Here is a 22,182-nt window from a genome sequence, read left to right on the forward strand (position 1 = left end):
GTCATTGCGAGCGACTGCAAGGAGCGTGGCAATCTCAGAAATCTTGCCTGAGATTGCTTCGTCGACCCCTATGGCGTCTTCTCGCAATGACGAAAAAAAACTCTACACACAACAACGCCGGAGGGGTCACGGGGTAATATTTATTTTTTCTTTAGACTATTAATAGCAGCATTCAAAGCTAATTTAAACCACTTACCTAATAACTCTTGATCCTCCATAATTTCAGATAATACTTTCCAATATGATAGAGTTACAAGTTTACCTTTACTTTGATATACAAATGGCTCAGAACCGAAAGATTGAAAATATTCATAAGTGCTTAGGTCTGACTTAAAATATAATTCATTGCTCTTAATAATTCCTACCATAACACCACCCTTATATATACCATATCCACCAAACATTGGACGAACGGCTACTGAACCATATGGTTCTAACAATTCTTTGACATATTCAGTAAATTCATTTTTGTTCATAATAACCGCTTTAAATACAACAAACCATAAATAAACGTACCTAATATAATAAACAATGGAGTTAAAGGTAGGTCAAAATAGAAAGAGCTAAGGGCAGCACAAAAATTAATAAATAAAGAGATAAGAATTGATATTATAATCATCTGAGAGGGGCTATATGCTACAAACCGTGCAATCATAGCAGGAATAAGTAAAACAGCGGTTACCATCAATGCCCCGACAATCTTTATAGCAGAAAATACGGATAATGAGAGAAGAAGTAAAAATATTAGCTCAATAATATTAACCTTTAAGCCTTTTATGACTGCGATATCTCTATTGATAATGATAAGAAGAATTTGATTATAAAAATATACTATAAAGCTTATAATAGTTATTAGCACTACCCCTAGTATAATCAAATCATTAAAAGACACGGATAAAATATCCCCAAACAACAAATTCACTATATTATTCTGCAAAGAAGTAAAATAATTAATAACCAAAGCAACAGCTAGCATAAAGCTAGAAATCAAATTAATAACTGCATTTTTTTCAGCATTATTTTTAAAAATAAACACAAAAAATGAAAAAAGAATTGCAACTATTATTCCTGAATATATTAATGGGAAATGTGCTATAATGCTTATGCTAGCCGCTAAAAAACTACTATGAGCAAGCCCATCGCCAAAATAAATATATCTCTTCCATAGAGCAATGCAGCCAAGAGGAGCAAATATGCAGCTAATTAAAATTAAGGCTAGTATTATTAAAGTCATCTGAGTATATTATATATGTTTGTTATATGGCCTCTTGTCATCCCTTGAAGAGGACGGACTTGTTGCATGGTTCGAAAAACTCGTACGATGTCATTCCCGCAAAGGCGGGAATCCAGAAAAATAACTTAAATATTAATATAGAAGTTACATATTTGGTAAAATAAACCTAAAAAAACAAGTTTTTTATAGGTTTTACTGGATTCTCGCCTACGCGGGAATGACATATACTACTTGATAATAATATAATACCTATATCATAGACTATGTCTTCAATCGATAAAAAAGAATTAGAAAAATTTGAGAAAATTTCTCATAATTGGTGGAATAAGGACGGGGAGTTCGGTATTTTACATCGAATAAATCCTATTCGCCTTGAATATATAATAGAGAAAATAACCTCGCATTACAACGATATTTCTAAATTAGAAATATTAGACGTTGGTTGCGGCGGAGGATTAATTGCAACGCCTCTAGCAGCTGAGGGTTTTAACGTTACCGCCATTGATGCACTGCAAAGTAACATTGAAACGGCAAATGCTTATGCTAAGGAAAAGGGCGTAAAAGTAAATTATTTACAATCTACTATAGAAGAATTACCAAATGACAAGCTATATGATGTAGTAATTTGTCTTGAGGTTATTGAGCATGTAGAAAACGTGCAGCAATTTATACTGAATTTGGTGAAGCATATTAAGCCAAACGGTATGGCAATAATTTCTACGATTAACCGTACTAAAAAAGCTTATGTACTTGGAATAATAGTTGCTGAATATGCTTTAGGTTGGGTACCGAAAAACACTCATGATTATAGCAAATTCCTAAAACCGTCGGAAATTTATGAAATGCTTACGGATACCGACATTGAAATTAAAGAGCTGAAAGGCTTGGTATATGATCCGGTCAAAAATGAGTGGAAATTAAGCGATGATATAGACGTGAATTATTTTATGTGTTTGGGGAAGAAAACAAACCGTCATTGCGAGGAAATTGCATAGCAATTGACGAAGCAATCTCAGGATATTTGACGAGATTGCCACGCAGCCTACAGCTGCTCGCAATGACGTATATACATTTAAAAAAGATAATAAATGACTAATAACGTAATCACTAGATTTGCTCCGTCACCGACGGGGTTTTTACATATAGGTTCGGCAAGAACCGCTCTTTTTAATTATTTGTTTGCAAGGCATAATAACGGCAAGTTTTTGCTTCGCATTGAAGACACTGATAAAGAGAGGTCAACTAAAGAAGCGGTAGAAGCCATATTCTCAGGTCTAAAATGGCTAGGGCTTGATTGGGACGGTGAAGTTATATTTCAGTCTAAACGTAATGATCTTTACAAAGAGGCGGCACTAAAATTACTGAAAGAACATAAAGCATATTATTGTTTTACTAGCCAAGAAGAGATAGAAAAACAACGACAAAAAGCTTTAGAAAATAAACAGCATTTTATTTTTAATAGCGAGTGGCGTGACAAAGATTCGACCACCTACCCTACTGATATTAAGCCGGTAATACGTCTAAAAACTCCAAGAGAGGGCAGCATAACAATTCATGACACCTTACAAGGCGAGGTAGTAATTGAAAACTCTCATATCGATGATATGGTATTATTGCGTAGTGACGGCACTGCTACTTACATGCTAGCCGTTGTAGTAGACGATCATGATATGGGTATAACTCATATTATTAGAGGTGACGATCATTTAACCAATGCAGCAAGGCAAATCGCTATTTATCATGCTTTCGGCTATGAAGTACCGAGCATGACTCATATACCGTTAATTCATGGAGCAGACGGAGCAAAATTATCCAAAAGGCATGGAGCTTTAGGTGTTGAAGCTTATAAGGATATGGGATATTTACCGGAAAGTTTGTGTAATTATTTATTGCGTCTTGGATGGAGTCACGGTGATGATGAAATTATCTCACCGGCTCAGGCTATAGAATGGTTTAATCTTGATTCACTCGGTAAATCACCTTCTAAGCTTGATTTTGCTAAGATGAATAGCCTTAATGCCCATTACTTAAGAATGCTTGACAATGATAGCTTAACTTCAAAGACTGTAGAGATATTGAAACAAAATTATAAGATTAGTGAGAAAGAGGTAAGTTATATAAAACAAGCAATGCCGAGCTTGTTAGTTAGAAGCGAAACATTACTTGATCTAGCACGGCTTGCTCAAATTTATCTCATAGATTCGCCTATCATCTATAACCAAGATGCAAAAGAAATAATAGAAAATTTTGATACAGATTTAATCAAACAAGTTATAGAATCCTTAAGCAAACTTGAGCAGTTTGATAAGGAATCCGTACAGAATAAATTTAAAGAAATAGCAACTCATAATGGCTTAAAGCTAAATGACATTATGAAACCCGTAAGAGCTTTAATAACAGGTATGACTGCATCGCCTAGTGTATTTGAAATTGCAGAAATTTTAGGAAAAGAAAATATTTTAAAAAGGTTAAAAATTATATGAAAAATTGTATAAAAAAAATTGCTTTTGTTTTTAGCGGGTTAGTTATAATAACCGGTACTTTTGTTTTATATAGAGTAGAAAATGTCGATGCTTCATCAACTCCCAAAAAATACGGAGCTTGGACTTTAAACTGTACTCTTAATAATGAGAAAAAACAACTTTGCTTCTTATCGCAGCAAATTAATAATCTAGAGAAAGATAAAGAAAAAGAAATATTAGCCATTTATCACATAGGTTATTTCGATGGGGAGCAAGAAGAACAGGAATTAAAGATAATAGAAATAGTCCCGTCAAATGTTCAAATTCCGGCAGGTACAGTTATTAATAGCGGTGACAAACGAATATCAGCCGGAAAATACGTAAATTGTACGGTAAACGGCTGTCAGGCTTTAGCTGTTATTACAAAAGACGATCTAGACATGATTTTATCAAACGATAATTATATAGAACTAATTACCGCAGACGGCAAACAAGCTAAAATTTCCTTTATAAAAGACGGTCTAAAGGAAGGTCTAAAAGCTTTGGGTAGATAATAACACTGGAGCTTAAACCTTGATACTAAATCGTAATCGAACTATAGATTAATATTAATTTATAGTTCGGGTTACGAACCTTTATGCGGTACAGCATATTTCAGAAAGATTCAAACAAGATGAGTTTAAATGCAAACCTGCACAGCGTATAAAAATACGTAAGCACAGGCAAGTCATACAAAATTCGTTTGTATCAAACTTCATGAATCATGCTGTACACAACAATTGTTAGAGACTATCGATGCTCTGTCCTACTAATTCAGTTTCACCTTCAAAATAAAATGTACTCATGTCTATATTTTGCTTAATACATGTATGACCTAAACCTTCATGTGCAGAATTAGATAGTACTCCATTATCTAGATCTGTGGTCCATGTAAAAATTCCTCCAAGACCGTTTTTCTTTACATATTCTGCTTTAGCTTTAACAGTTCTAGGTGTGTCTATGGACATAAATACTTTTGATGTAGGATTGTAAAGAAAATCAGCATCAGCTATTTTATCAGTATAAAGTGTAAACCCATTTTTTCCTTTCCCTGTACTTGGATCAAAATAATTATTCCAAATATCATACTGCTCTGTAACACCGTTTTCAAAACTTCCAACTATATTAGAATCTACTTTAAATGTACCCTTCAATGGAGAAACTGACTCTATCTCTACCTCACGTGCATTACGGCTATAACTTGCATAACCTACATGCACATATTTCATATTGATACCCAGCCCTTTAAGATATTGTACAGATTGATCTATAGACCACTCTTTATCGCTACTATAAAGGTTAGTATGGTGTGCTAATTTTCCATCACCGTAGGTACCACCGAAAAGGTCATATGTCATCAAGTGAATTTGGGTCACTCCCGCATCAACCAAGTCTTTTATATTTGATAGTGCTAGTTTTGCAGGATCAGCTGCTGCTGCTATGGCAATGGCAACATCTTTATACTTATTACCAACGTCTAGTGCTGCTCTTAACTCTTTAACTAATAATGTATAATTCTTACCATCTTCCGGACCATGTGGGTTACCATTCCCTTCGGCTCCTGGATATTCCCAATCAATATCAATTTGTTTATACATTGGAAATTTGTCTAAAAACTTTACTACTGAATCAACGAATATTTTACGAGTTGCTGCAGATTCAGCCATTTTATGAAAAGCTTCACTCATAGTCCATCCACCAACGCTAAGAGCAAATTTTGTTCCTGCAGGACTTGCTGTTTTTAGATTATGAAAAGCACCTAATGCACCTTGAGCTTTTGCTTGACTGTATAAGTTTGGGTAGTCTTCACTATCCGTTAAAACCACAATTAACATATGCTGATATTAAAAAAATTTTTGATAAGAATATTGCCGATAGCGTAGAACGTTTAACAAGAATTAAGCCGTACGGTAAAATTAGCTCCGGTGAAATGTTAAATTTACTAATACAGGAACAAAGATATGATATCGCACTTATTAAAGTGTTTGATCGCCTACATAATTTACAAACTATAAATGCTAAATCTACGGAAAAGGCTTTAGAAACAGTAAAAGAAACTATAGAAAGCTTCTTACTCATAGCAGCTTATTTAGAAATACGAACCGTAGAACAACAACTATTAAATGTTTGCACTAATTTTATCAAGCAACATTTCCCTTCAGAACAAAAAGAAATATTTCAAAAAGTCGGTTTACGAAATTTCTTTTTTAAACTTCAAAATAATACAAAATAAATTAAAGAGTATGCAATACTACTTTAGAAAGAAAGTGTATATTAGCTAAAAACTATTTTTGTATTTCCAGTGTGCAGCTTCACCGCTCTCTGCATGATAATGCATCTTATGATCACGTATTTGTATCTCTATTTTATAATTATCCTCAGTTGTAATAATAGTATGTAAAGATTGATAGCCGTTTGGCTTAGGATTAAGAATATAATTTTTAAATTTATCCTTTTCATGCTCATAAAGATCATGAACTACTTTTAAAGCTTTATAACATTTCTCTTCATCTATTACCACTATTCTTATCGCAAAAATATCTGTTAATTCTTCTAACTTTATACCCTTACGATATAATTTATATAAAATTGATATTGGATGTTTGATCCTACCTGTTATTTGAGCAGTAATATCATGTTCAGATAAATTATGATTTAAATGTTTAATAACCCTTTGGAGCAAAACTACCTCCTTAATTTATACTAATTTAGTTAATAGTTATACTTACGAATAACTAAACACCAATTAAAGCAATAAACTTGATTAAATTCTATTAATATTTCTAATTAATTTGCTATTTTTAGTAAATATTCATAAAACCCAGCTTTAGTTGGATATTAATAGGAAAAATTAAGCTTGTGGCGAGCTTCGCACTACCCTACCCTATTATTTTTATCTTAGGTTTTTAGAAATGGCTACAAAACCTAGATTCACATTATTTAGATTTTTTTTAGAACCTAATTTTTTTAAGTTTTACATATAAAATTTAAATTATCTTATTTTAGTCTTTCTTAACTGTATAATTATAAGATTTTTTTAAAATAAGAATAGTAATTTTTCTAAAATCTTACTAATTTTAGTTAGCATAGTTAACCGACCAAAAACTAAAAACTTTTATTACTAATTTTTTAAATTAAACGAATATATATTATAGATTAAGCTTGCCTATAGCTTCAACAAAAAATTCATTCTTAATAATTAAGGCAAAACCGCTTTAAACCTTTTGATCTTCTATATGGGACTGTTAACAAAATAACTTTAATTGATAATTAATAAGATTTTTGAGAAGATAGCTATCCTTATTTCAAAAAAACCTTATAATTTGTAATTAAAAAGAATTTAATGAGCTTTAAAATTATTTTGTTAACAGCCTCATAGGATAAATACCAAAGGTTGAGCTATTATAATTAATTAAAAAATATTTGCAATCATTTATTGAAATAATTACAAGAAATTCTATATTTTATTTTTTAAGGAAGAGTTTTATTAAAGAATTTATTTTCAAATTAAGCAAAGAATCGCTTTAAAACCCATTTATTGCATAAATCAGTTTTTCAGTATCCTACTGATAATATGTTGTACGGTACGTTGTTAAAATCGTTATTATAAACAGGCATTGCCTGCGTGGACCACAAAACGCATTCGGTGTCACCCCGTGGCTTGTCCACGGTATCCAGTAAAACAACTAAAAATACTAATATTATTAGTATTTTTAACTAGACCCCGTGGACAAGCCACGGGGTGACGGCGGTAAAACCGATCCATGCAGCAATGTCTCCTCGCAATGATGGATAATAAGCAATGCAACAAGACGAGTTTATTAGATCTATTGCATAACCTATCTTATGGAGATATAGACTTAGAAGTCCATACCGCCCATGCCTCCCATACCACCACGCATTGGCGGCATTGAATCTTCTTTATCAGAAGGCTCGTCAACAATTAAAGTTTCCGTGGTAATAATTAACGAAGCAACGGAAGCAGCATCTTGAAGTGCAGTACGCACTACTTTAGCCGGATCGATAATTCCTGCTTTAATCATATCGACATATTGCATGTCTTGAGCGTTAAAGCCATAATTTTTATCCTTATGCTCTAGTAATTTACCAACTACTACGCCACCGTTTTCACCGGCATTTTCAACAATCTGTTTTAGCGGATCCTTTAAAGCTTCTATTACTATTTCAATACCTGCTTGTTGATCCTTATTCTCTACTTTAAGCTTTGTTAAAGTTTGTGATGCATGAAGTAATGTTACACCACCACCGGCAACAACACCTTCTTCAACCGCAGCTCTTGTAGCAGCAAGTGCGTCTTCAACACGATCTTTACGCTCTTTCACTTCAACTTCCGTAGCACCACCAACCTTTAATACGGCAACACCACCGGAAAGTTTGGCTAAACGCTCTTGTAGTTTTTCTTTATCATAATCAGAAGTAGTTTCAGCTATTTGAGACTTAATTTGCAACACTCTATCTTCAATATTTTTCTTATCACCGTTACCGTCAACAATTACGGTATTTTCTTTAGAAATTGTTACTCTTTTTGCCGTCCCTAGACTTTTAATACTCACATTTTCAAGCTTCATACCTAAATCTTCAGTAATAAGCTCGCCTTTAGTTAGGATAGCAATATCTTCCATCATTGCTTTTCTTCTATCACCAAAACCTGGAGCTTTTACTGCCGCAACTTTTAAACCACCACGTAATCTATTGACTACGAGCGTTGCAAGAGCTTCGCCCTCAACATCCTCAGCAATAATTAATAACGGGCGTTGTGATTGTACTACAGCCTCAAGTATAGGTAACATCGGTTGTAAATTTGATAATTTTTTCTCAAATAGTAAGATGAAAGGATTTTCAAGCTCAGCAACCATTTTCTCGGAATTCGTTACAAAATACGGTGATAGATAACCCCTATCAAACATCATACCTTTAACTACTTCAACATCGAAGCTAAAATTCTTTGCTTCTTCAACGGTTATCACGCCTTCTTTACCAACTTCCTCCATTGCCTTAGCAATTTTCTCACCGATTTCCTTATCACCGTTTGAAGAGATAGTACCAACCTGCGCGATTTCCTCTTGGCTATTGATTTTTTTACTAGATTTTTTAATTTCTTCTACTACTGCGTTTACCGCTAAATCCATACCACGCTTTAAATCCATAGGATTATAACCGGCAGCTACTAACTTATTACCCTCACGAGCTAATGCTCTAGCAAGTACCGTAGCTGTAGTAGTACCGTCACCGGCTACTTCTGCAGCTTTTGTAGCAGCTGATTTTAATAGCTGAGCTCCTGCATTTCTAATTTTATCTTTTAACTCGATCGATTTTGCAACCGTCACACCGTCTTTGGTAATTTTCGGTGAACCGAATGATTGCTCAATAAGTACATTTCTGCCTTTTGGACCTAAAGTAACTTTTACTGCATCTGCAAGTATATCAATGCCTTCTAGCATTTGCTCACGAGCTTTTGAGCCGTGTTTAATAAGTTTTGTTGCCATATTTAATTTCTCCTTAAAACAAATAATTAATTAATAATACCAAATACGTCGCTTTCTTTCATAACGATCAGTTTTTCGCCTTTAATTTCAATTTCGGTGCCTGCCCATTTACCGTATAAAACTTTATCACCTACTTTTAGCTCTAAAGGATGAATTTCTCCTTTTTTATTACGAATACCGTTACCTACGGCTACTATTTCACCTTGCATCGGTTTTTCTTTTGCGGTATCAGGAATAATAATTCCACCTTTAGTTTTTTCTTCGTGTTCGATAGGCTTTATTGCAATTCTATCATGTAATGGTTTAAAAGACATTTTAACCTCCAATTATTAAATCTTTAAATGTACATACTATATATATTTTATTTTTGCTAGTTCAAGGGGCAAGAATAAAAATTATTAGATTAAATGATTTTATTTATACTCTTCTGCTTTCAAGAATTGTTCTTTCATTTTATCAAGATTCGCATCTTCACCTATTAAGTACAGGCTGCGGGTACTCACCTCTCAAAATAAAATGAGGGTTCTAGAAATCATTTGAGTATACTACAAATAGCGAATTATTACATAGCCTCTAACATCCGAAGTTGTTTAAACAATTTATTTTGTAACCATATCCAACGACGATAAATATCTTCATTAGTTTGCTGAACGGCAATACTACGTGATTCAGCTATTGCTATAGTTAAATCATTATGCTTGCTTGGTGTTACTAAGAAACGTAAATAAGTTTCTGCAAGTTCTTTGTTCCCTAAAATCGGTGCAAGCGTATTTTGTATAAACTTATCCCAAGTCATATCAGCGTGATAAGCAAATTGTGCGAACGCCAAATAATTAATTTCATTTACTACATGAAAAGAACTAGCTTCAGCAAAAATCGTACAGCCTTTCATTCCGGTTTTTTTCATATGCGTAGCTATTTCTGCAAAATCTTCAGCAACTAATATATGCCGCTCATGATGCCACTGGCTGCCTATGTGAGTACGCATAATATTTCTACTACGCGGCATATTTTTTACATATTCACTAGTTAAATTCTTCTTTACTTGCGTATCCCAATAATTACGATTAACGCAAAATTGATAAATTACATTGTCAGGTAAATCTTTTTGAGAATCAATCGAATCTCGATTTAATATATTATCCCAATATACTTCTGCAACTAACCATAAATCGTTCTTTTTACTTGCTGCGACTTCAAAAAGTTTTGGGTAAAGTAGCTGCATATCTTTAAGAGACCAAGTGCTATCTACTTTACGTCGCTTTGTACAATCGTCACAACTACAGCTTCCATAATCACCGGTTTCAAAGTTAATACCGCCAATATCAAAAGTTTCAGTAAGCCATGAAATAGCTTCGATGTGGTATGCTAGATTTTCTTGCTTTGAAGGACAAGCAGCATCGCTATATGACGATTCCGGAAACCATAATTCCGGAAATTCAGGAATCGAAAAATGAACCGGCTTATCAAATTCTGCTCTCAAATGCGGGTTAGTTTTTAGCCAATTCGTTAGATTATATTTGTTATTACCCTCCCAATAAATACCGCCATACGCGTTAATTCCCACGCCCGGTAAAATACGAACTCCGCGTTCTTTTGCGTAGTTACAAAGTTCTTGAGCCGCCTTAATTCCTCCATGATTATCACGTAAAAAACCGTATATTGTAACCCCTGAAATACGATTAAGACTCATAAAATCGATTAAGCGTTTATAATCTTCTAAAAAACCGTTTGAAGGTTTCATATAATTATTAAAACATCCAAGTTCTTGCTTTCCGCCTTGATTCAAATACCAATTAGTACTGTGATCCCAAGTCCAAAAAACTCTATACGGTAATGCAGGTTTTTGAATAATATCTAGGTTTGGAATTATGTAATTATCCCTTTCCGACTTTATAAAATTATCACCTAATTCATTGACAGCATAAATAAGACCCGGTAAACCGCCTCCTATAGCTATTAAGAGGATTTTTCCTTTCCAAGGTAAAGTTTTTAACAAAAAGCCGTCTTCCGGTAAATCAGCAAGTCCTTGCTGTCTAATATCCTCAGGTAGTTTAATATATTGATCACTTGATAGAATTATGAGTATATCAGATTGACTTTGCAGCAAATCCTCAATACTATCTCTTTCCTGTATATAACATTCAGGGAAGTAATATCTTAACCTCCTCATAGGGTGAACAAACAACTTATGAGGATTCAATACGCAAACTCTTGATTGCCGTTTGATATGGTAATAATTCATAGTAAAAATCCTATTAGACCTCTTCGGAAACTCTACTTCTAGGGGTAATTTGTACGTCGATCCGGTACTCGAATCCTCACGTACTAGTATGTACGCTGCGGTTCTGCGTTCCGTGTCTCCTTCAAACTCCTCCCTATAAGCGAATTTCCGAAGAGGTCTATTGTTCATCAAAATTTTCTAAACTAACTCCATGTTTAGTTTTGCTCCATTTGAAAGGACAGAAAATTATTTCAAATACTGCTTTATATGAAGCTACGGTATGTAATATAAAATAACTAGCCCATAAGATCAAAGCTACTATATCCTGAAATTTTACTTTTCCGCTTTTTAAAGAATTCTTTAATATATACAGAGCAGTACTATAAAGATATAAAAGCGAAAAAATACTATTAACAAGCCATAAATAATTAATTATAGAATTTTTATTTATAACAATAGAAAATATTATAAAAGGTAAACTCCAAAAATTATAGGTAGATAAGCCGATAAAAATATAAATTGTTATTACTTGCAATAAAGTAAATTTTCGGTATTTATCTTTTTGTGCTTTAAATACAAAAAATGTTTGCAGAAAACCTTTAATCCAACGTGATCTTTGATTTAGCCAATTACCTAAACTATTCGGAGCTTCTTCTAGAGTATAGGAATCAAGGATAGCTACTTTATAGTTCTGTGAGTAAATTCTTATACCAAGCTCGGCATCTTCCGTTACATTATAAGCATCCCATCCGCCAAGCTTATTTAATATATCCGTTTTAAAATAATTACTAGTACCACCAAGAGGGGTAGGAAGTTTTAATAAACTTAATCCTTTCAAGATATATTCAAACCATAAACTATATTCTATATTAAACATTTTGGTTAAAATATTCTCATTTTTATTATAAAAATTGAGCTTAGCCTGAAGACAAGCATATTCTAGAGGCAAGTTTCTAAACATTTCTAGAGCTTTAATTAGCTGATCAGCTTCGGGCTTATCTTCAGCATCATATACTACTAGATACTCACCACGTGAATATTCTAAAGCATAATTAAGAGCCTTCGGTTTAGTTCTTGGTAGACTTTTCGGAACAAGTATAACATGAAAATAAGACGGTAAATTATATAAGGCTATTTCTTTAATCATTAGATAATCATCATCTTCAATAATAATTTTAACGTCTAGCTTATCTTTTGGATAATTAATTAATGAAATATTTTTAATTATTGACCTTAACTTACTTAATTCTTTATATAACGGTACTAAAACTGTATAAACCGGTAAAGCTTTTTCCTCATTCTGAGAAATTTGTGAGTTCGCCTTATGATTTTGAGTACTACTTGCTTTGCCGTCTATGTAGAGTCTCATGTCATTCCCGCGAAAGCGGGAATCCAGAAAAATAACCTTAATCTTAGTACAAAAATTACATATTCTTGATAAAATAAACCCATAAAAAACTTGTTTTTTATAGGTTTGACTGGATTCCTGCTTTCGCAGGAATGACATAGAGGAGTACAAGAATGACGTTTGTACCGAAGACGATTCTCTTACTGCCCTTATAAATAACAGAGATTTTAAAATATTTTGCAAACAATAGCTTATATTATTAGCAACATGAAATAAAACCGGCAGATAAATCAATGTGGCTATAAACACGACGAAAAATATTATTACTTTATTGGTATAATTAATATTCTTAGCAATAATCGGTCCAACTTTAAATCCAAGAGCATATTTTGCTTTGATACTAGTTAAATGAGCGAAATTTTTTTCTAATAATTTATAAAAATAATATTTCTTGATTAGCATTATAGGTCTAAAAATATTATTATTACTAAACAATATTTTTAGATCATTTATAGCAGTTATTTTATTACCATAAGCATCTTCATATATAAAATAACCATTCACTACATAAGCTTGTATACAAGAATAATTATAAATTTTAATATAAGAAATATTGCTTATTAGCGGTAATATTTTATTTTCATATAATATATCAATCATTATCTCATTATCGATAATTGCTTCTTCAATAATAGTTTTTAAATTAGTAATCTGCTCTTTATCTAATAAGTTTTTATCTTTAATTATCTGCAATATTATATCTTCATTTATACATCTAACCATGCTGAAAAATTTATTCCTGATATTTTATATTTCTTATTTGAAAGACTATAGTCCCAAAAATAACCGATTTGAGCCGTTAATGAATTTCTATTCTCTTTACCGAAATTAATTATCTTTGCAATTCCTAACTGTTCATAAACTGAACTATCATATACATAACCGTAATTTTGCCGAGTATGGTATTTTGTAAAACTAGTAAGCATCATGCCGTTTTTAAATTTAATTCCCTCGCAAGTAGAAAAATTATAATACATCTTCCGAGAAGAGAGATTATTAATTGAATGTCCAAGGCTAAATACATTTTGATTAAAGATAGTAACAGAGCGGATATTTTTAGACATTCCCATTAATAATGATACTTCTCCTAAAAAATCTTCTTTAAGTTTTTTACTCTTACTCATCAAAATTTTAGGCTGAGCCGAAATAACAAAATCGTTATCTTCAAATAACTTTAATTTATAGTAAATAGAAGCATCCGTGCTTATGTTTTTTTCATTCAAAAATTTATCTTCTTTATACAAAAAATGTATCCCTATATTCTGATTATCGGTAATACCGTATTCTATGCTACTATTTACAAATTGCTCATCTTGGTAAGATGATAATTCTACTATCTTCTGCTCTAATCTTTTTATTTGTCGCAAGATTTTTGCACGAAGACCTGAATTATTTATCATTTTCAGATATTCTTGTAGAGCTACTAACCTCTGACGTATGTATAAAACGGCTTCTTCTCTTTGCTTTTTCTCGTTTTTTGATATCTTATTAACTTTATTACCACCTACAATATATCTATATCTTCCCTGCTCTAACAACCATGCCGAGGCATGTACCTTATTAATATCAAAAACAATTATAAGGCATATTAGACAATAATATAATCTTAATGCCATAGCCGCTTAAATTTAAAAAACGTATTATAATAACAATTATAAATTGAGTAAAGGGCTGAATTAAAAAATTTTTAATTGAAGTAGTATATGAAATATTGTAGTAATGATTTTACAACTTAAAATTCATTTAAAGAGGAAAATATGGACGATCCCAAATATAGAACTATTACTTTTATCGAAAAAAATAGAACAGCAAATATTAACATATCCCCAGATAAAATAACAATTGGAGCTAATCAGCGGGTCATGTTTAAAAGCCTAGGTAATGTTGAGGAATTAATCTTAGGACCACATAGTAGTGTTAAAGTAACAGATCTTAATCATAAGGTATTTATAAATAATACCAATCGAGATAAGATAATTATATTATCAGGTGAACATATTGCTTTTGATGACCAAGACAATTCGTATACTTAAATAATCCTGGCGAAAGCTTGGTTGCGTGGATCAAAAAACGTTGCTATTGTCATCCCGTGGCTTGTCCACGGTATCCAGTAATTAAATAAATATAATAAGTTTTTAAAACTAAAAGCTCGATTTATCTCGCTTTTTCCTGGATCCCGTGGTCAAGCCACGGGATGACAGCGGGTGTAGCAACATCTCTAAGCCCCAAGCAATACTTGATTTTGTAGTTTAAATAATTCTGCTACGCCACCTTTAGCAAGTTTTAACATTGCTATAAACTGCTCTTCGGAAAAAGGTTCTTTCTCTGCCGTGCCTTGCACTTCGATTAAATTACCATTACCTGCAAATACAAAATTACTATCCACTTCAGCATCACTATCTTCTAAATAATCCAAATCTAGTATCGCCTCACCTTTATATATCCCGCAGGAAACAGCTGCAATTTGACTAATTAACGGATTTACCTTTAAAATTCTCTTTTTCATCAATGATCTAATAGCAAGGTGTAATGCTACGTAGCTTCCTGTTATCGCTGCCGTTCTAGTACCGCCATCGGCATTAATAACGTCACAATCTATAATAATCTGCCTCTCACCGAGTTTTTTTAGGTCAATTACACATCGCATGCTTCTTCCTATCAAACGCTGTATTTCTTGGGTTCTTCCGCCTTGCTTCCCTTGTGCCGCTTCTCTTTTAATACGCTGGGATGTAGAGCCTGGGAGCATGCCGTACTCAGCAGTAATCCAACCTTGATTCTGCCCTCGTAAAAACGGCGGTACGGTAGTTTCGCAAGTAGCACTACACATTACATGCGTATTACCGATTTTAATAAGGCATGAACCTTCCGCATTAACAAGAGGTGATAATTCTAATGAAATAGGACGTAATTGGTTGCTTTTTCTTCCTGACTGTCTCATAATACAATTTGTACTCCATAGGTAAAAATTAAGTAGTAGACGAAGTTTAATTTTTCAAATTAAACAACTATACCATTGAAAAATTTAGATTTTTTATTATATCTATATATATCTCAAAAAAGAATATAAATATAAAGTAAATAATATGATAGATGATAATATAGAAAATAATGAACACACAATAAATGATATTGCTGAAGAGATAGTTGAAACGGCAAATCCGGAGATAACAGCGTTAAAAGCAGAAATTGAAGAGCTAAAAGACAAACTAATTAGAACTACTGCCGAAATAGACAATACAAGAAAACGTTTAGAAAAAGCACGTGACGAAGCAAAAGATTATGCAATTGCTACATTTGCTAAAGAACTACTAAATGTTAGTGATAATCTTTCAAGAGCACTAGCACATAAACCGGCAAATTCTGATATAGAAGTCACAAATATTATTGCAGGCGTTCAGATGACTAAAGATGAACTGGACAAAATCTTTCATAAACATCATATTGAAGAAATAAAGCCAGAAATAGGATCAATGTTCGACTATAATTTACATAATGCAATTTCGCAGATAGAACATCCTGATCATGCACCGAATAGCATTATTACTTTAATGCAATCAGGATATAAAATTAGGGATAGACTGCTTCGCCCGGCTACCGTACAAGTAGTTAAAAAATCTTAATACTAAGATAGAACTTCAAAAATTGGCTACGTCGTTCTACAAGTTCTGCGGTACTGAACGTTTAAGTAACGGCTTTCGTTCCTCGTCTTGTGAACTCCTTGCTCTTTTTGAAATTGCGTCGAAGTATAGAAAATGGAAAAAATAATATGAATAGAACCGCTATATTTTGGCTAGTTTTTTTAGGGCTTTTTATAAGCGGTTTTATGCTAATTTCAGACGCAGTAAAACCATTTTTTATCGCATTTATAATATCTTACTTACTACAACCTGCTATAGGTTTTATCGCATCAAAATTTAAAATATCAAATAAATTTGCATCAAGCATAATTTATCTAATATTTTTGAGCATATTTTTCTTAAGCTTAACTATTTTAGTGCCGATAATTTATGGACAAATTTTTACTTTTATAAATAATATTCCAAAATATAAAAATTATTTACAAGCAGAAATATTACCGCCTATAATGGCAAAAATTTATTCGATAGAACCTGATATTGCCGATAAAATGAAGAATTCTTTAAGCAATTTTATAAATAGTATATTTACTATACTTGGCAGTATTGCTAATAATTTTTGGCGTTATACCATTATTACTATTAACATATTTGTTTTATTTTTGCTTATACCTATAATATTATTCTACTTCCTACGTGATTGGGCTAAAATTATTGCAAATATGAAATCATTATTACCTATAAAAACCCGACCGAAAATCCTTGAAATATTATCGGCAATTAATAATCTGTTATCTGCTTACATAAGAGGACAGCTAAATATTTGCTTATTATTATCTACTTATTATAGTATTGCATTTACTATAATAGGTATTGATCTCGCTCTTTTACTTGGCATTTTAACAGGATTTTTAGTTATTATTCCTTTCCTTGGTACTTTTATATCGTTTCTCTTAACTCTAATTATCGGCTATTTAACTTTTGGTGTAACTACCAAATTACTATATATAATGATAATTTATCTAGTTGGGAATATTTGTGAGTCTTATATTTTATCACCTAAAATTATCGGTGATAAAATAGGGTTGCATCCTCTTTGGATTATATTCTCGATTTTTGCCTGCGGCAGTTTATTTGGAATTATTGGAATATTTTTTGCTATACCGATTGCAGGTATTACAAAAATTTTACTTCTAAATCTAATTAAATTTTATAAATCTAGCAAATTCTATCGAATAGACGGCTAAAGATAAGATTGTTGTATGATTTTTAAAAAGCGATTGATGTCATTCCTAGTTAAAAGCGGCGTTGCCCGCATGGCTTGGAAAACCTGCTGGGTGTCATACCGTGGCTTGTCCACGGTATCCAGTAAAACAACTAAAAATACTAATATTATTAGTATTTTTAACTGGATCCCGTGAATAAATCACGGGATGACAACAAAAAAACCAAGCCATGCAGCAATATATATTTCGTTTTACTACTTCTAATAAATATCATCCTGATGAGTTTATTGTTTCTAGTTCTAACGAGCAAGCTTATAATATTATAAAAAATTGGCAGTACAACTTTGGCGTTAATCCTTATAAATTTACTTTATTAATTAAAGGACCTTCTTCGTCAGGAAAAACTTATTTAACCAAAATATGGCAAAATTTAAGCAGTGCCTATATTATTAAAGATATTTTTTTTAATGAAGAAATTTTAGAAAAATATAATGCTTTTATCATTGAAGATATTGAAAACTGGCAAGAACCAGCATTATTTCATATATTTAATATTATTAACGAAAAACAAAAATATCTTTTACTTACCTCATCTAATAAAAGCAGAAATTTTACTTTACCCGATTTATCTTCACGTATTAAATCAGTACTTAGTATTGTATTAAACTCACCTGATGATGAATTAATCAAAATTCTAATATTTAAGCATTTTTCTATTTCTTCGGTAACAATATCAGGACAAGTAATAGATTTTCTTTTAGTAAATTTACCTAGGGAATATTCTAAAATTATAGAAATATTAGAAAATATTAACTATTTTGCTTTAATTTCCAAAAGAAAAATAACAACTTCATTAGTCAAAGAAGTTTTAAATAAGTATAATAATAAAATATTGTAACTTTTCCCTTGACTTTAAATCTTCTTAATATAACCTTTCTATAAATTAACTTTTTAGAAAAAATTGTGTTGGGATACGAAAAAAAACAAAAAAATTTAAATAGAGAACAAAAACAGGCTATAGGCTTACTATCTATAGGTACTTTTTTAGAGTATTTTGATCTTATGCTATATGTTCATATGGCAGTACTACTTAATGAGCTTTTCTTTCCGCAATATGATACTCACGTTAATCGCCTTCTTGCAGCTTTTTCTTTTTGTTCTACTTTTGTTTTTAGACCCTTAGGAGCTTTATTATTTGGCTGGATAGGAGATAATATAGGCCGGAAATCTACAGTCATTATTACCACTATTTTAATGTCGTTTTCTTGTATCGTTATGGCTAATCTTCCTACTTATGCCCAAGTAGGTGCTAGTGCCGCTTGGATAGTAACAATATGCCGTATAGTGCAAGGTATGTCATCCATGGGAGAAAGAGTAGGAGCAGAATTATATTTAACGGAATCCGTAGGAGTTCCTAAACGCTTTCCTGCCGTAGCATTTGTAGGGGTATGTGCCAGCTTAGGATTAACTGTTGCTCTGGGCGTAGCAACCTTAGTTACATCCTATGACTTTAATTGGCGTATCGCATTTTGGGTAGGTGCAGGAATTGCTTTAATAGGGAGTGCTGCTAGGACTACTTTACGTGAAACACCGGATTTTGTTGATGCTAAGCGTAGAATACAAGAAACTATAAAAGATAGTAATATAATTGATGTAGCAAAGATAAAAAATAATCCTGTATGGCAAGAAAAAGTTAATAAGAAGACTGCAATCTATTATTTTTTAATACAACTAGCACAACCGGTATGGTTCTATTTTGCTTATATTCATTGTAGTAATATACTTAAAGATTCGTTACACTATACCGCTGAAGCAGTAATACATCAAAATTTCATTATTTCTATAGTAGAATTTTTTGTAGCACTAGCACTTACGTGTTTATGCTATAAATTTCATCCACTAAAAATTTTAAAAACGCAATTAGTAATATTTTTAACTTTTCTTCTATTTAGTCCATTAATATTAGATAATATAACACAAGGCTGGCAAATTCTCTTAATTCAACTAATTGTAGTTACTTTTTCTCCAAGTGAATTTCCGGCAATTCCAATATTTTATAAAAGTTTTCCGGTTTTTAAACGATTTACCTATGCTAGCTTTATATATGCTTCTTCACGAGCCGCTATGTATGTAATTAGTTCTTTTGGGCTTGTTTATTTAACAGAACGTTTTAATAATTTAGGATTGTTGATGATAGTAATTCCTATTATTATAGGCTATAGCCTCGGTATATCACATTTTAAAAAGCTAGAAGTTGAAGCAGGAAATTATTATTGAATATAAAAGGCGAAATGCGGCTTTCACCTTTTATATAAATTAAATTAGTTATATACTTTATCTTCTTCAGAGAGTTCAGTTTTAATTATTTCAAGCAGAGAAAAAACCTTACAATATTCTTCAAGCTTTTCGTTTATTTTTTGCAGCTCATCTAAAGCACTACTAAAATCTTCTTGTATTAAATAGGTTTCTACAGTTTTATTCTGCTCTAATGTTTTAAGCATAATATCTTGTAACAATTTATTATAGTGATTTTCTAACTTAGTTGTATTTGACATAATGATTAATAAATAGCTTTGTATTTTAATTAATATATGAATTTTTTAATAATACAATAACTTTTAGTTAGTTTATGTTATTATTTATCTCTCTTTGTTCTATTAACACTAATTCATGATAAAGATTTACCTTAAATTTGCATTTTAAGTAATTTAGTTATAGATAGCTATTAACAAATTTTAATAATTATTTATAATGCACTCTAAAACAGATTAAAGGCATACAAATAGAGCGAATAGAATGGCAAGACCTATAGAAGAAGAAAATAAATATGCACAATCACTAGAAAAAGATTTAGATATTGTAAAGGAACAGAAAAAAAAGGCATCATATAATAATATAGACACAGCACCTAAAAAGCGGTCTCCAATATTTAGAAGTATGGATGATATAGAAGTTATACAAAGGCGTAACTTGGAGCGTATAATTTCTCAAGAAACAGCAAAAAGTAAAGATGATTTATATATAATAGAGCAAGAACGGATACAAAAATTAATGAATAGAGGCACAAACGCCTTAAAAAACCATGAACAACAGCCAAATAGTGAGCATAAAGCACAACCTAACTCAAGAACCTCTAATATTCTAAATAGTATTAAGACCTCAAAAACATGAGGTAATATAAAGAAAGTAAGTAACATAACAGGAAAGATTCTTTTTAATAAAACCACAGCTAGTGTACTCGGATTAATAGCAAGTAGTATTATGCTGGCAACTATAGCACCAGCAACAGCTCCGTTTATGTTTGTATCAGCTGCTGCTATGGCAACATCTATAGTAGGTAAAGCAATAATAGATGTAGTACATACTCGAAAGATACGTCTTCTTACACAAGAAAATAAATTATTAGTAAAACATCGTGACGATTTGAGTAAACAACAAGCTCTTTTAAAAATTGACCCGAAGTTAAAAGATATTTTAAAAGATGATTTATATATACATAATGATCCGAATCAAACGAAAGGTAAAAATACTCAAAATACCAAATCATTATTTATAGCATCGGTTATAACAAACGGAATAAGTAATATAGTAAACGTAGCAGGGGTATCTGCAGCTATAATCGGTGGTGGTGTAGCACAAATAATTTCATCAATAAATATAGGATTACAATCATTAAAAGGTTCTAAAGATTCGGTAAATCAGATTCAGGATAGAATAAAGTTAATTAAGGAGTTAAACCATAATATTAATCAAGAAAAACAAAAAACAGATATAGGTAATTATAAAAATATCCAAGAATTAGCAGAGATAGGATATAAACAAGCTGTTCAAACTGAAGCATTAACCGCTTTATTACAAGATAAGAATTACTTTAAATTTAACGATCAAGAAAAACAACAAAGATTTAACCAGCTTAGTAAAGAAATAACACTAAGGACAGCATTAGAATATGCTGATACAAAAAAAATAACATCACAAAATATAATAGTAGACGTACTAAAAGATATAAATAGAACACATAATCCTTTTTATAAACAGCCAGAGCAAATAACTACCCATAAAAGCGTGTTAACAAAAGCAGTTGAAAATACAAATACTAATGATCATAAGGAATATAAAACGATACAGTTAAAAAAGAAATTAGATCTAAGCGGAACAGAAAATATAGTAAATAGAATCGGGAAACAATTAATTAATAACAATACTATTTCTAATAAAAATACAGATACGCCAAATAATTATATAAAAAGAATTGCAAAAAAAGATTTAGGGTTAATAAGGTAAAATAGGAAATCATCAATAAACCTCTTGCATAAGCTAATCTTATAAAGAGGAAACCCTCACCTCACACTGTAATATAAAAAAAGTATGTGAGAATATGAGTACCGGATTGACATACAAATATTTTTTTCTCTCAATTAGTTTATTATCATATTATTAATATCATTAATGAATAGGTAAAAATAAGCTAATAGTAAGTTGCACTTCATTTCCTTATTTATCGCAT

21 protein-coding genes and 1 pseudogene are annotated in these 22,182 nt (G+C 31.6%); 11 read left to right on the forward strand and 11 right to left on the reverse strand.

Translation table 11 applies throughout. From position 1 onward, the window contains the following. Nucleotides 1-140: 140 nt before the first annotated feature. Together H6P87_RS05090 and H6P87_RS05095 are read right to left on the reverse strand one after the other, a co-directional pair. On the reverse strand, nucleotides 141-476 hold the full coding sequence (locus tag H6P87_RS05090) for a TfoX/Sxy family protein (protein WP_202068850.1): 336 nt from the start codon (nucleotides 474-476) through the stop codon (nucleotides 141-143). Continuing rightward, nucleotides 473-1,234 carry a metal ABC transporter permease gene (locus tag H6P87_RS05095; protein WP_202068851.1) on the reverse strand — a complete coding sequence of 254 codons (762 nt, stop codon included), beginning with the start codon at nucleotides 1,232-1,234 and terminating at the stop codon, nucleotides 473-475. The genes H6P87_RS05090 and H6P87_RS05095 overlap by 4 nt, the downstream gene beginning before the upstream one ends. Before the next feature lie 263 nt (nucleotides 1,235-1,497). Here H6P87_RS05095 and ubiG point away from each other — a divergent pair, with 263 nt between their 5' ends. The 3 genes from ubiG to H6P87_RS05110 all read left to right on the forward strand — a co-directional run bounded on the left by ubiG (nucleotide 1,498) and on the right by H6P87_RS05110 (nucleotide 4,250). After that, nucleotides 1,498-2,229: a bifunctional 2-polyprenyl-6-hydroxyphenol methylase/3-demethylubiquinol 3-O-methyltransferase UbiG gene (ubiG, locus tag H6P87_RS05100; RefSeq protein ID WP_202068853.1), complete on the forward strand. Its 732-nt coding sequence runs from the start codon at nucleotides 1,498-1,500 to the stop codon at nucleotides 2,227-2,229. A gap of 93 nt (nucleotides 2,230-2,322) precedes the next feature. Next, nucleotides 2,323-3,717 carry a glutamate--tRNA ligase gene (gene gltX / locus H6P87_RS05105; RefSeq protein ID WP_202068855.1) on the forward strand — a complete coding sequence of 465 codons (1,395 nt, stop codon included), beginning with the start codon at nucleotides 2,323-2,325 and terminating at the stop codon, nucleotides 3,715-3,717. Next, entirely contained in the window at nucleotides 3,714-4,250 is a 537-nt protein-coding gene (locus H6P87_RS05110; RefSeq protein WP_202068857.1) for an invasion associated locus B family protein, read from the forward strand. Before gltX ends, H6P87_RS05110 begins: the two co-directional genes overlap by 4 nt. Nucleotides 4,251-4,478: 228 nt before the next feature. On the opposite strand, the gene H6P87_RS05120 is transcribed toward H6P87_RS05110, so the two are convergent. Then, on the reverse strand, nucleotides 4,479-5,570 hold the full coding sequence (locus H6P87_RS05120; protein WP_202068859.1) for a glycosyl hydrolase family 18 protein: 1,092 nt from the start codon (nucleotides 5,568-5,570) through the stop codon (nucleotides 4,479-4,481). Between H6P87_RS05120 and H6P87_RS05125 the strand changes: the two genes are divergently transcribed. Then, entirely contained in the window at nucleotides 5,531-5,968 is a 438-nt protein-coding gene (locus H6P87_RS05125) for a guanosine polyphosphate pyrophosphohydrolase (RefSeq protein WP_246437801.1), read from the forward strand. The two genes, H6P87_RS05120 and H6P87_RS05125, sit on opposite strands and share 40 nt — an antisense overlap. 45 nt (nucleotides 5,969-6,013) lie before the next feature. On the opposite strand, the gene H6P87_RS05130 is transcribed toward H6P87_RS05125, so the two are convergent. The 6 genes and pseudogenes from H6P87_RS05130 to H6P87_RS05155 all read right to left on the reverse strand — a co-directional run bounded on the left by H6P87_RS05130 (nucleotide 6,014) and on the right by H6P87_RS05155 (nucleotide 14,118). Next, the gene (locus tag H6P87_RS05130; protein ID WP_040256063.1) at nucleotides 6,014-6,418 is read right to left on the reverse strand and encodes a bifunctional (p)ppGpp synthetase/guanosine-3',5'-bis(diphosphate) 3'-pyrophosphohydrolase; all 405 of its coding nucleotides are present in this window, start codon (nucleotides 6,416-6,418) and stop codon (nucleotides 6,014-6,016) included. A gap of 1,177 nt (nucleotides 6,419-7,595) precedes the next feature. Then, entirely contained in the window at nucleotides 7,596-9,242 is a 1,647-nt protein-coding gene (groL, locus tag H6P87_RS05135) for a chaperonin GroEL (RefSeq protein ID WP_202068864.1), read from the reverse strand. Between the two features lie 26 nt (nucleotides 9,243-9,268). Then, a complete protein-coding gene (locus H6P87_RS05140) occupies nucleotides 9,269-9,556 on the reverse strand; it encodes a co-chaperone GroES (protein ID WP_014412487.1) in 288 nt (95 codons plus the stop codon). A 1,928-nt stretch (nucleotides 9,557-11,484) separates the two neighbouring features. Continuing rightward, nucleotides 11,485-11,652, reverse strand: a pseudogene (locus H6P87_RS05145) (palindromic element RPE1 domain-containing protein); the annotation flags it as partial. Further along, nucleotides 11,645-13,597 carry a glycosyltransferase family 2 protein gene (locus H6P87_RS05150; RefSeq protein WP_202068867.1) on the reverse strand — a complete coding sequence of 651 codons (1,953 nt, stop codon included), beginning with the start codon at nucleotides 13,595-13,597 and terminating at the stop codon, nucleotides 11,645-11,647. The gene H6P87_RS05150 and the pseudogene H6P87_RS05145, both read right to left, overlap by 8 nt. Beyond that, on the reverse strand, nucleotides 13,582-14,118 hold the full coding sequence (locus H6P87_RS05155) for a hypothetical protein (protein ID WP_202070139.1): 537 nt from the start codon (nucleotides 14,116-14,118) through the stop codon (nucleotides 13,582-13,584). The genes H6P87_RS05150 and H6P87_RS05155 overlap by 16 nt, the downstream gene beginning before the upstream one ends. A gap of 513 nt (nucleotides 14,119-14,631) precedes the next feature. On the opposite strand from H6P87_RS05155, the gene H6P87_RS05160 reads away from it, so the two are divergent. Continuing rightward, a complete protein-coding gene (locus tag H6P87_RS05160; RefSeq protein WP_202068869.1) occupies nucleotides 14,632-14,907 on the forward strand; it encodes a hypothetical protein in 276 nt (91 codons plus the stop codon). Nucleotides 14,908-15,092: 185 nt separating this feature from the next. On the opposite strand, the gene rph is transcribed toward H6P87_RS05160, so the two are convergent. Next, nucleotides 15,093-15,812, reverse strand: a complete 720-nt coding sequence (gene rph / locus H6P87_RS05165) for a ribonuclease PH (protein WP_202068871.1) — start codon at nucleotides 15,810-15,812, stop codon at nucleotides 15,093-15,095. A gap of 145 nt (nucleotides 15,813-15,957) precedes the next feature. Here rph and grpE point away from each other — a divergent pair, with 145 nt between their 5' ends. The 4 genes from grpE (at nucleotide 15,958) to H6P87_RS05185 (ending at nucleotide 19,952) form a co-directional block, all read left to right on the forward strand. Next, nucleotides 15,958-16,494 carry a nucleotide exchange factor GrpE gene (grpE, locus tag H6P87_RS05170; protein WP_202068873.1) on the forward strand — a complete coding sequence of 179 codons (537 nt, stop codon included), beginning with the start codon at nucleotides 15,958-15,960 and terminating at the stop codon, nucleotides 16,492-16,494. A 146-nt stretch (nucleotides 16,495-16,640) separates the two neighbouring features. After that, nucleotides 16,641-17,696 (forward strand): AI-2E family transporter, encoded by a 1,056-nt coding sequence (locus H6P87_RS05175; protein ID WP_202068875.1) that lies wholly within the window; start codon nucleotides 16,641-16,643, stop codon nucleotides 17,694-17,696. A 208-nt stretch (nucleotides 17,697-17,904) separates the two neighbouring features. Next, nucleotides 17,905-18,573: an HdaA/DnaA family protein gene (locus tag H6P87_RS05180; protein WP_202068877.1), complete on the forward strand. Its 669-nt coding sequence runs from the start codon at nucleotides 17,905-17,907 to the stop codon at nucleotides 18,571-18,573. A 65-nt stretch (nucleotides 18,574-18,638) separates the two neighbouring features. Further along, entirely contained in the window at nucleotides 18,639-19,952 is a 1,314-nt protein-coding gene (locus tag H6P87_RS05185) for an MFS transporter (RefSeq protein ID WP_202068879.1), read from the forward strand. Between the two features lie 44 nt (nucleotides 19,953-19,996). Here H6P87_RS05185 and H6P87_RS05190 read toward each other — a convergent pair whose 3' ends face one another. Beyond that, nucleotides 19,997-20,230: a hypothetical protein gene (locus H6P87_RS05190; RefSeq protein ID WP_202068881.1), complete on the reverse strand. Its 234-nt coding sequence runs from the start codon at nucleotides 20,228-20,230 to the stop codon at nucleotides 19,997-19,999. A 241-nt stretch (nucleotides 20,231-20,471) separates the two neighbouring features. Here H6P87_RS05190 and H6P87_RS05195 point away from each other — a divergent pair, with 241 nt between their 5' ends. Next, a complete protein-coding gene (locus H6P87_RS05195) occupies nucleotides 20,472-20,846 on the forward strand; it encodes a hypothetical protein (protein ID WP_246437803.1) in 375 nt (124 codons plus the stop codon). A 90-nt stretch (nucleotides 20,847-20,936) separates the two neighbouring features. After that, nucleotides 20,937-21,959 (forward strand): hypothetical protein, encoded by a 1,023-nt coding sequence (locus H6P87_RS05200; RefSeq protein ID WP_246437805.1) that lies wholly within the window; start codon nucleotides 20,937-20,939, stop codon nucleotides 21,957-21,959. Nucleotides 21,960-22,182 lie beyond the last annotated feature (223 nt).

Origin of the sequence: Rickettsia tillamookensis, assembly GCF_016743795.2 — a bacterium.
GTDB classification, from domain to species: domain Bacteria; phylum Pseudomonadota; class Alphaproteobacteria; order Rickettsiales; family Rickettsiaceae; genus Rickettsia; species Rickettsia tillamookensis.

Bases quoted from the DNA above. Each gene is read 5' to 3' on its own strand.
- H6P87_RS05090 (WP_202068850.1), bottom strand. From the start codon at position 476: ATGAACAAAAATGAATTTACTGAATATGTCAAAGAATTGTTAGAACCA.
- H6P87_RS05095 (WP_202068851.1), bottom strand. From the start codon at position 1,234: ATGACTTTAATAATACTAGCCTTAATTTTAATTAGCTGCATATTTGCT.
- ubiG (WP_202068853.1), top strand. From the start codon at position 1,498: ATGTCTTCAATCGATAAAAAAGAATTAGAAAAATTTGAGAAAATTTCT.
- gltX (WP_202068855.1), top strand. From the start codon at position 2,323: ATGACTAATAACGTAATCACTAGATTTGCTCCGTCACCGACGGGGTTT.
- H6P87_RS05110 (WP_202068857.1), top strand. From the start codon at position 3,714: ATGAAAAATTGTATAAAAAAAATTGCTTTTGTTTTTAGCGGGTTAGTT.
- H6P87_RS05120 (WP_202068859.1), bottom strand. From the start codon at position 5,570: ATGTTAATTGTGGTTTTAACGGATAGTGAAGACTACCCAAACTTATAC.
- groL (WP_202068864.1), bottom strand. From the start codon at position 9,242: ATGGCAACAAAACTTATTAAACACGGCTCAAAAGCTCGTGAGCAAATG.
- H6P87_RS05140 (WP_014412487.1), bottom strand. From the start codon at position 9,556: ATGTCTTTTAAACCATTACATGATAGAATTGCAATAAAGCCTATCGAA.
- H6P87_RS05150 (WP_202068867.1), bottom strand. From the start codon at position 13,597: ATGGTTAGATGTATAAATGAAGATATAATATTGCAGATAATTAAAGAT.
- H6P87_RS05160 (WP_202068869.1), top strand. From the start codon at position 14,632: ATGGACGATCCCAAATATAGAACTATTACTTTTATCGAAAAAAATAGA.
- rph (WP_202068871.1), bottom strand. From the start codon at position 15,812: ATGAGACAGTCAGGAAGAAAAAGCAACCAATTACGTCCTATTTCATTA.
- grpE (WP_202068873.1), top strand. From the start codon at position 15,958: ATGATAGATGATAATATAGAAAATAATGAACACACAATAAATGATATT.
- H6P87_RS05175 (WP_202068875.1), top strand. From the start codon at position 16,641: ATGAATAGAACCGCTATATTTTGGCTAGTTTTTTTAGGGCTTTTTATA.
- H6P87_RS05180 (WP_202068877.1), top strand. From the start codon at position 17,905: ATGCAGCAATATATATTTCGTTTTACTACTTCTAATAAATATCATCCT.
- H6P87_RS05190 (WP_202068881.1), bottom strand. From the start codon at position 20,230: ATGTCAAATACAACTAAGTTAGAAAATCACTATAATAAATTGTTACAA.
- H6P87_RS05195 (WP_246437803.1), top strand. From the start codon at position 20,472: ATGGCAAGACCTATAGAAGAAGAAAATAAATATGCACAATCACTAGAA.
- H6P87_RS05200 (WP_246437805.1), top strand. From the start codon at position 20,937: ATGCTGGCAACTATAGCACCAGCAACAGCTCCGTTTATGTTTGTATCA.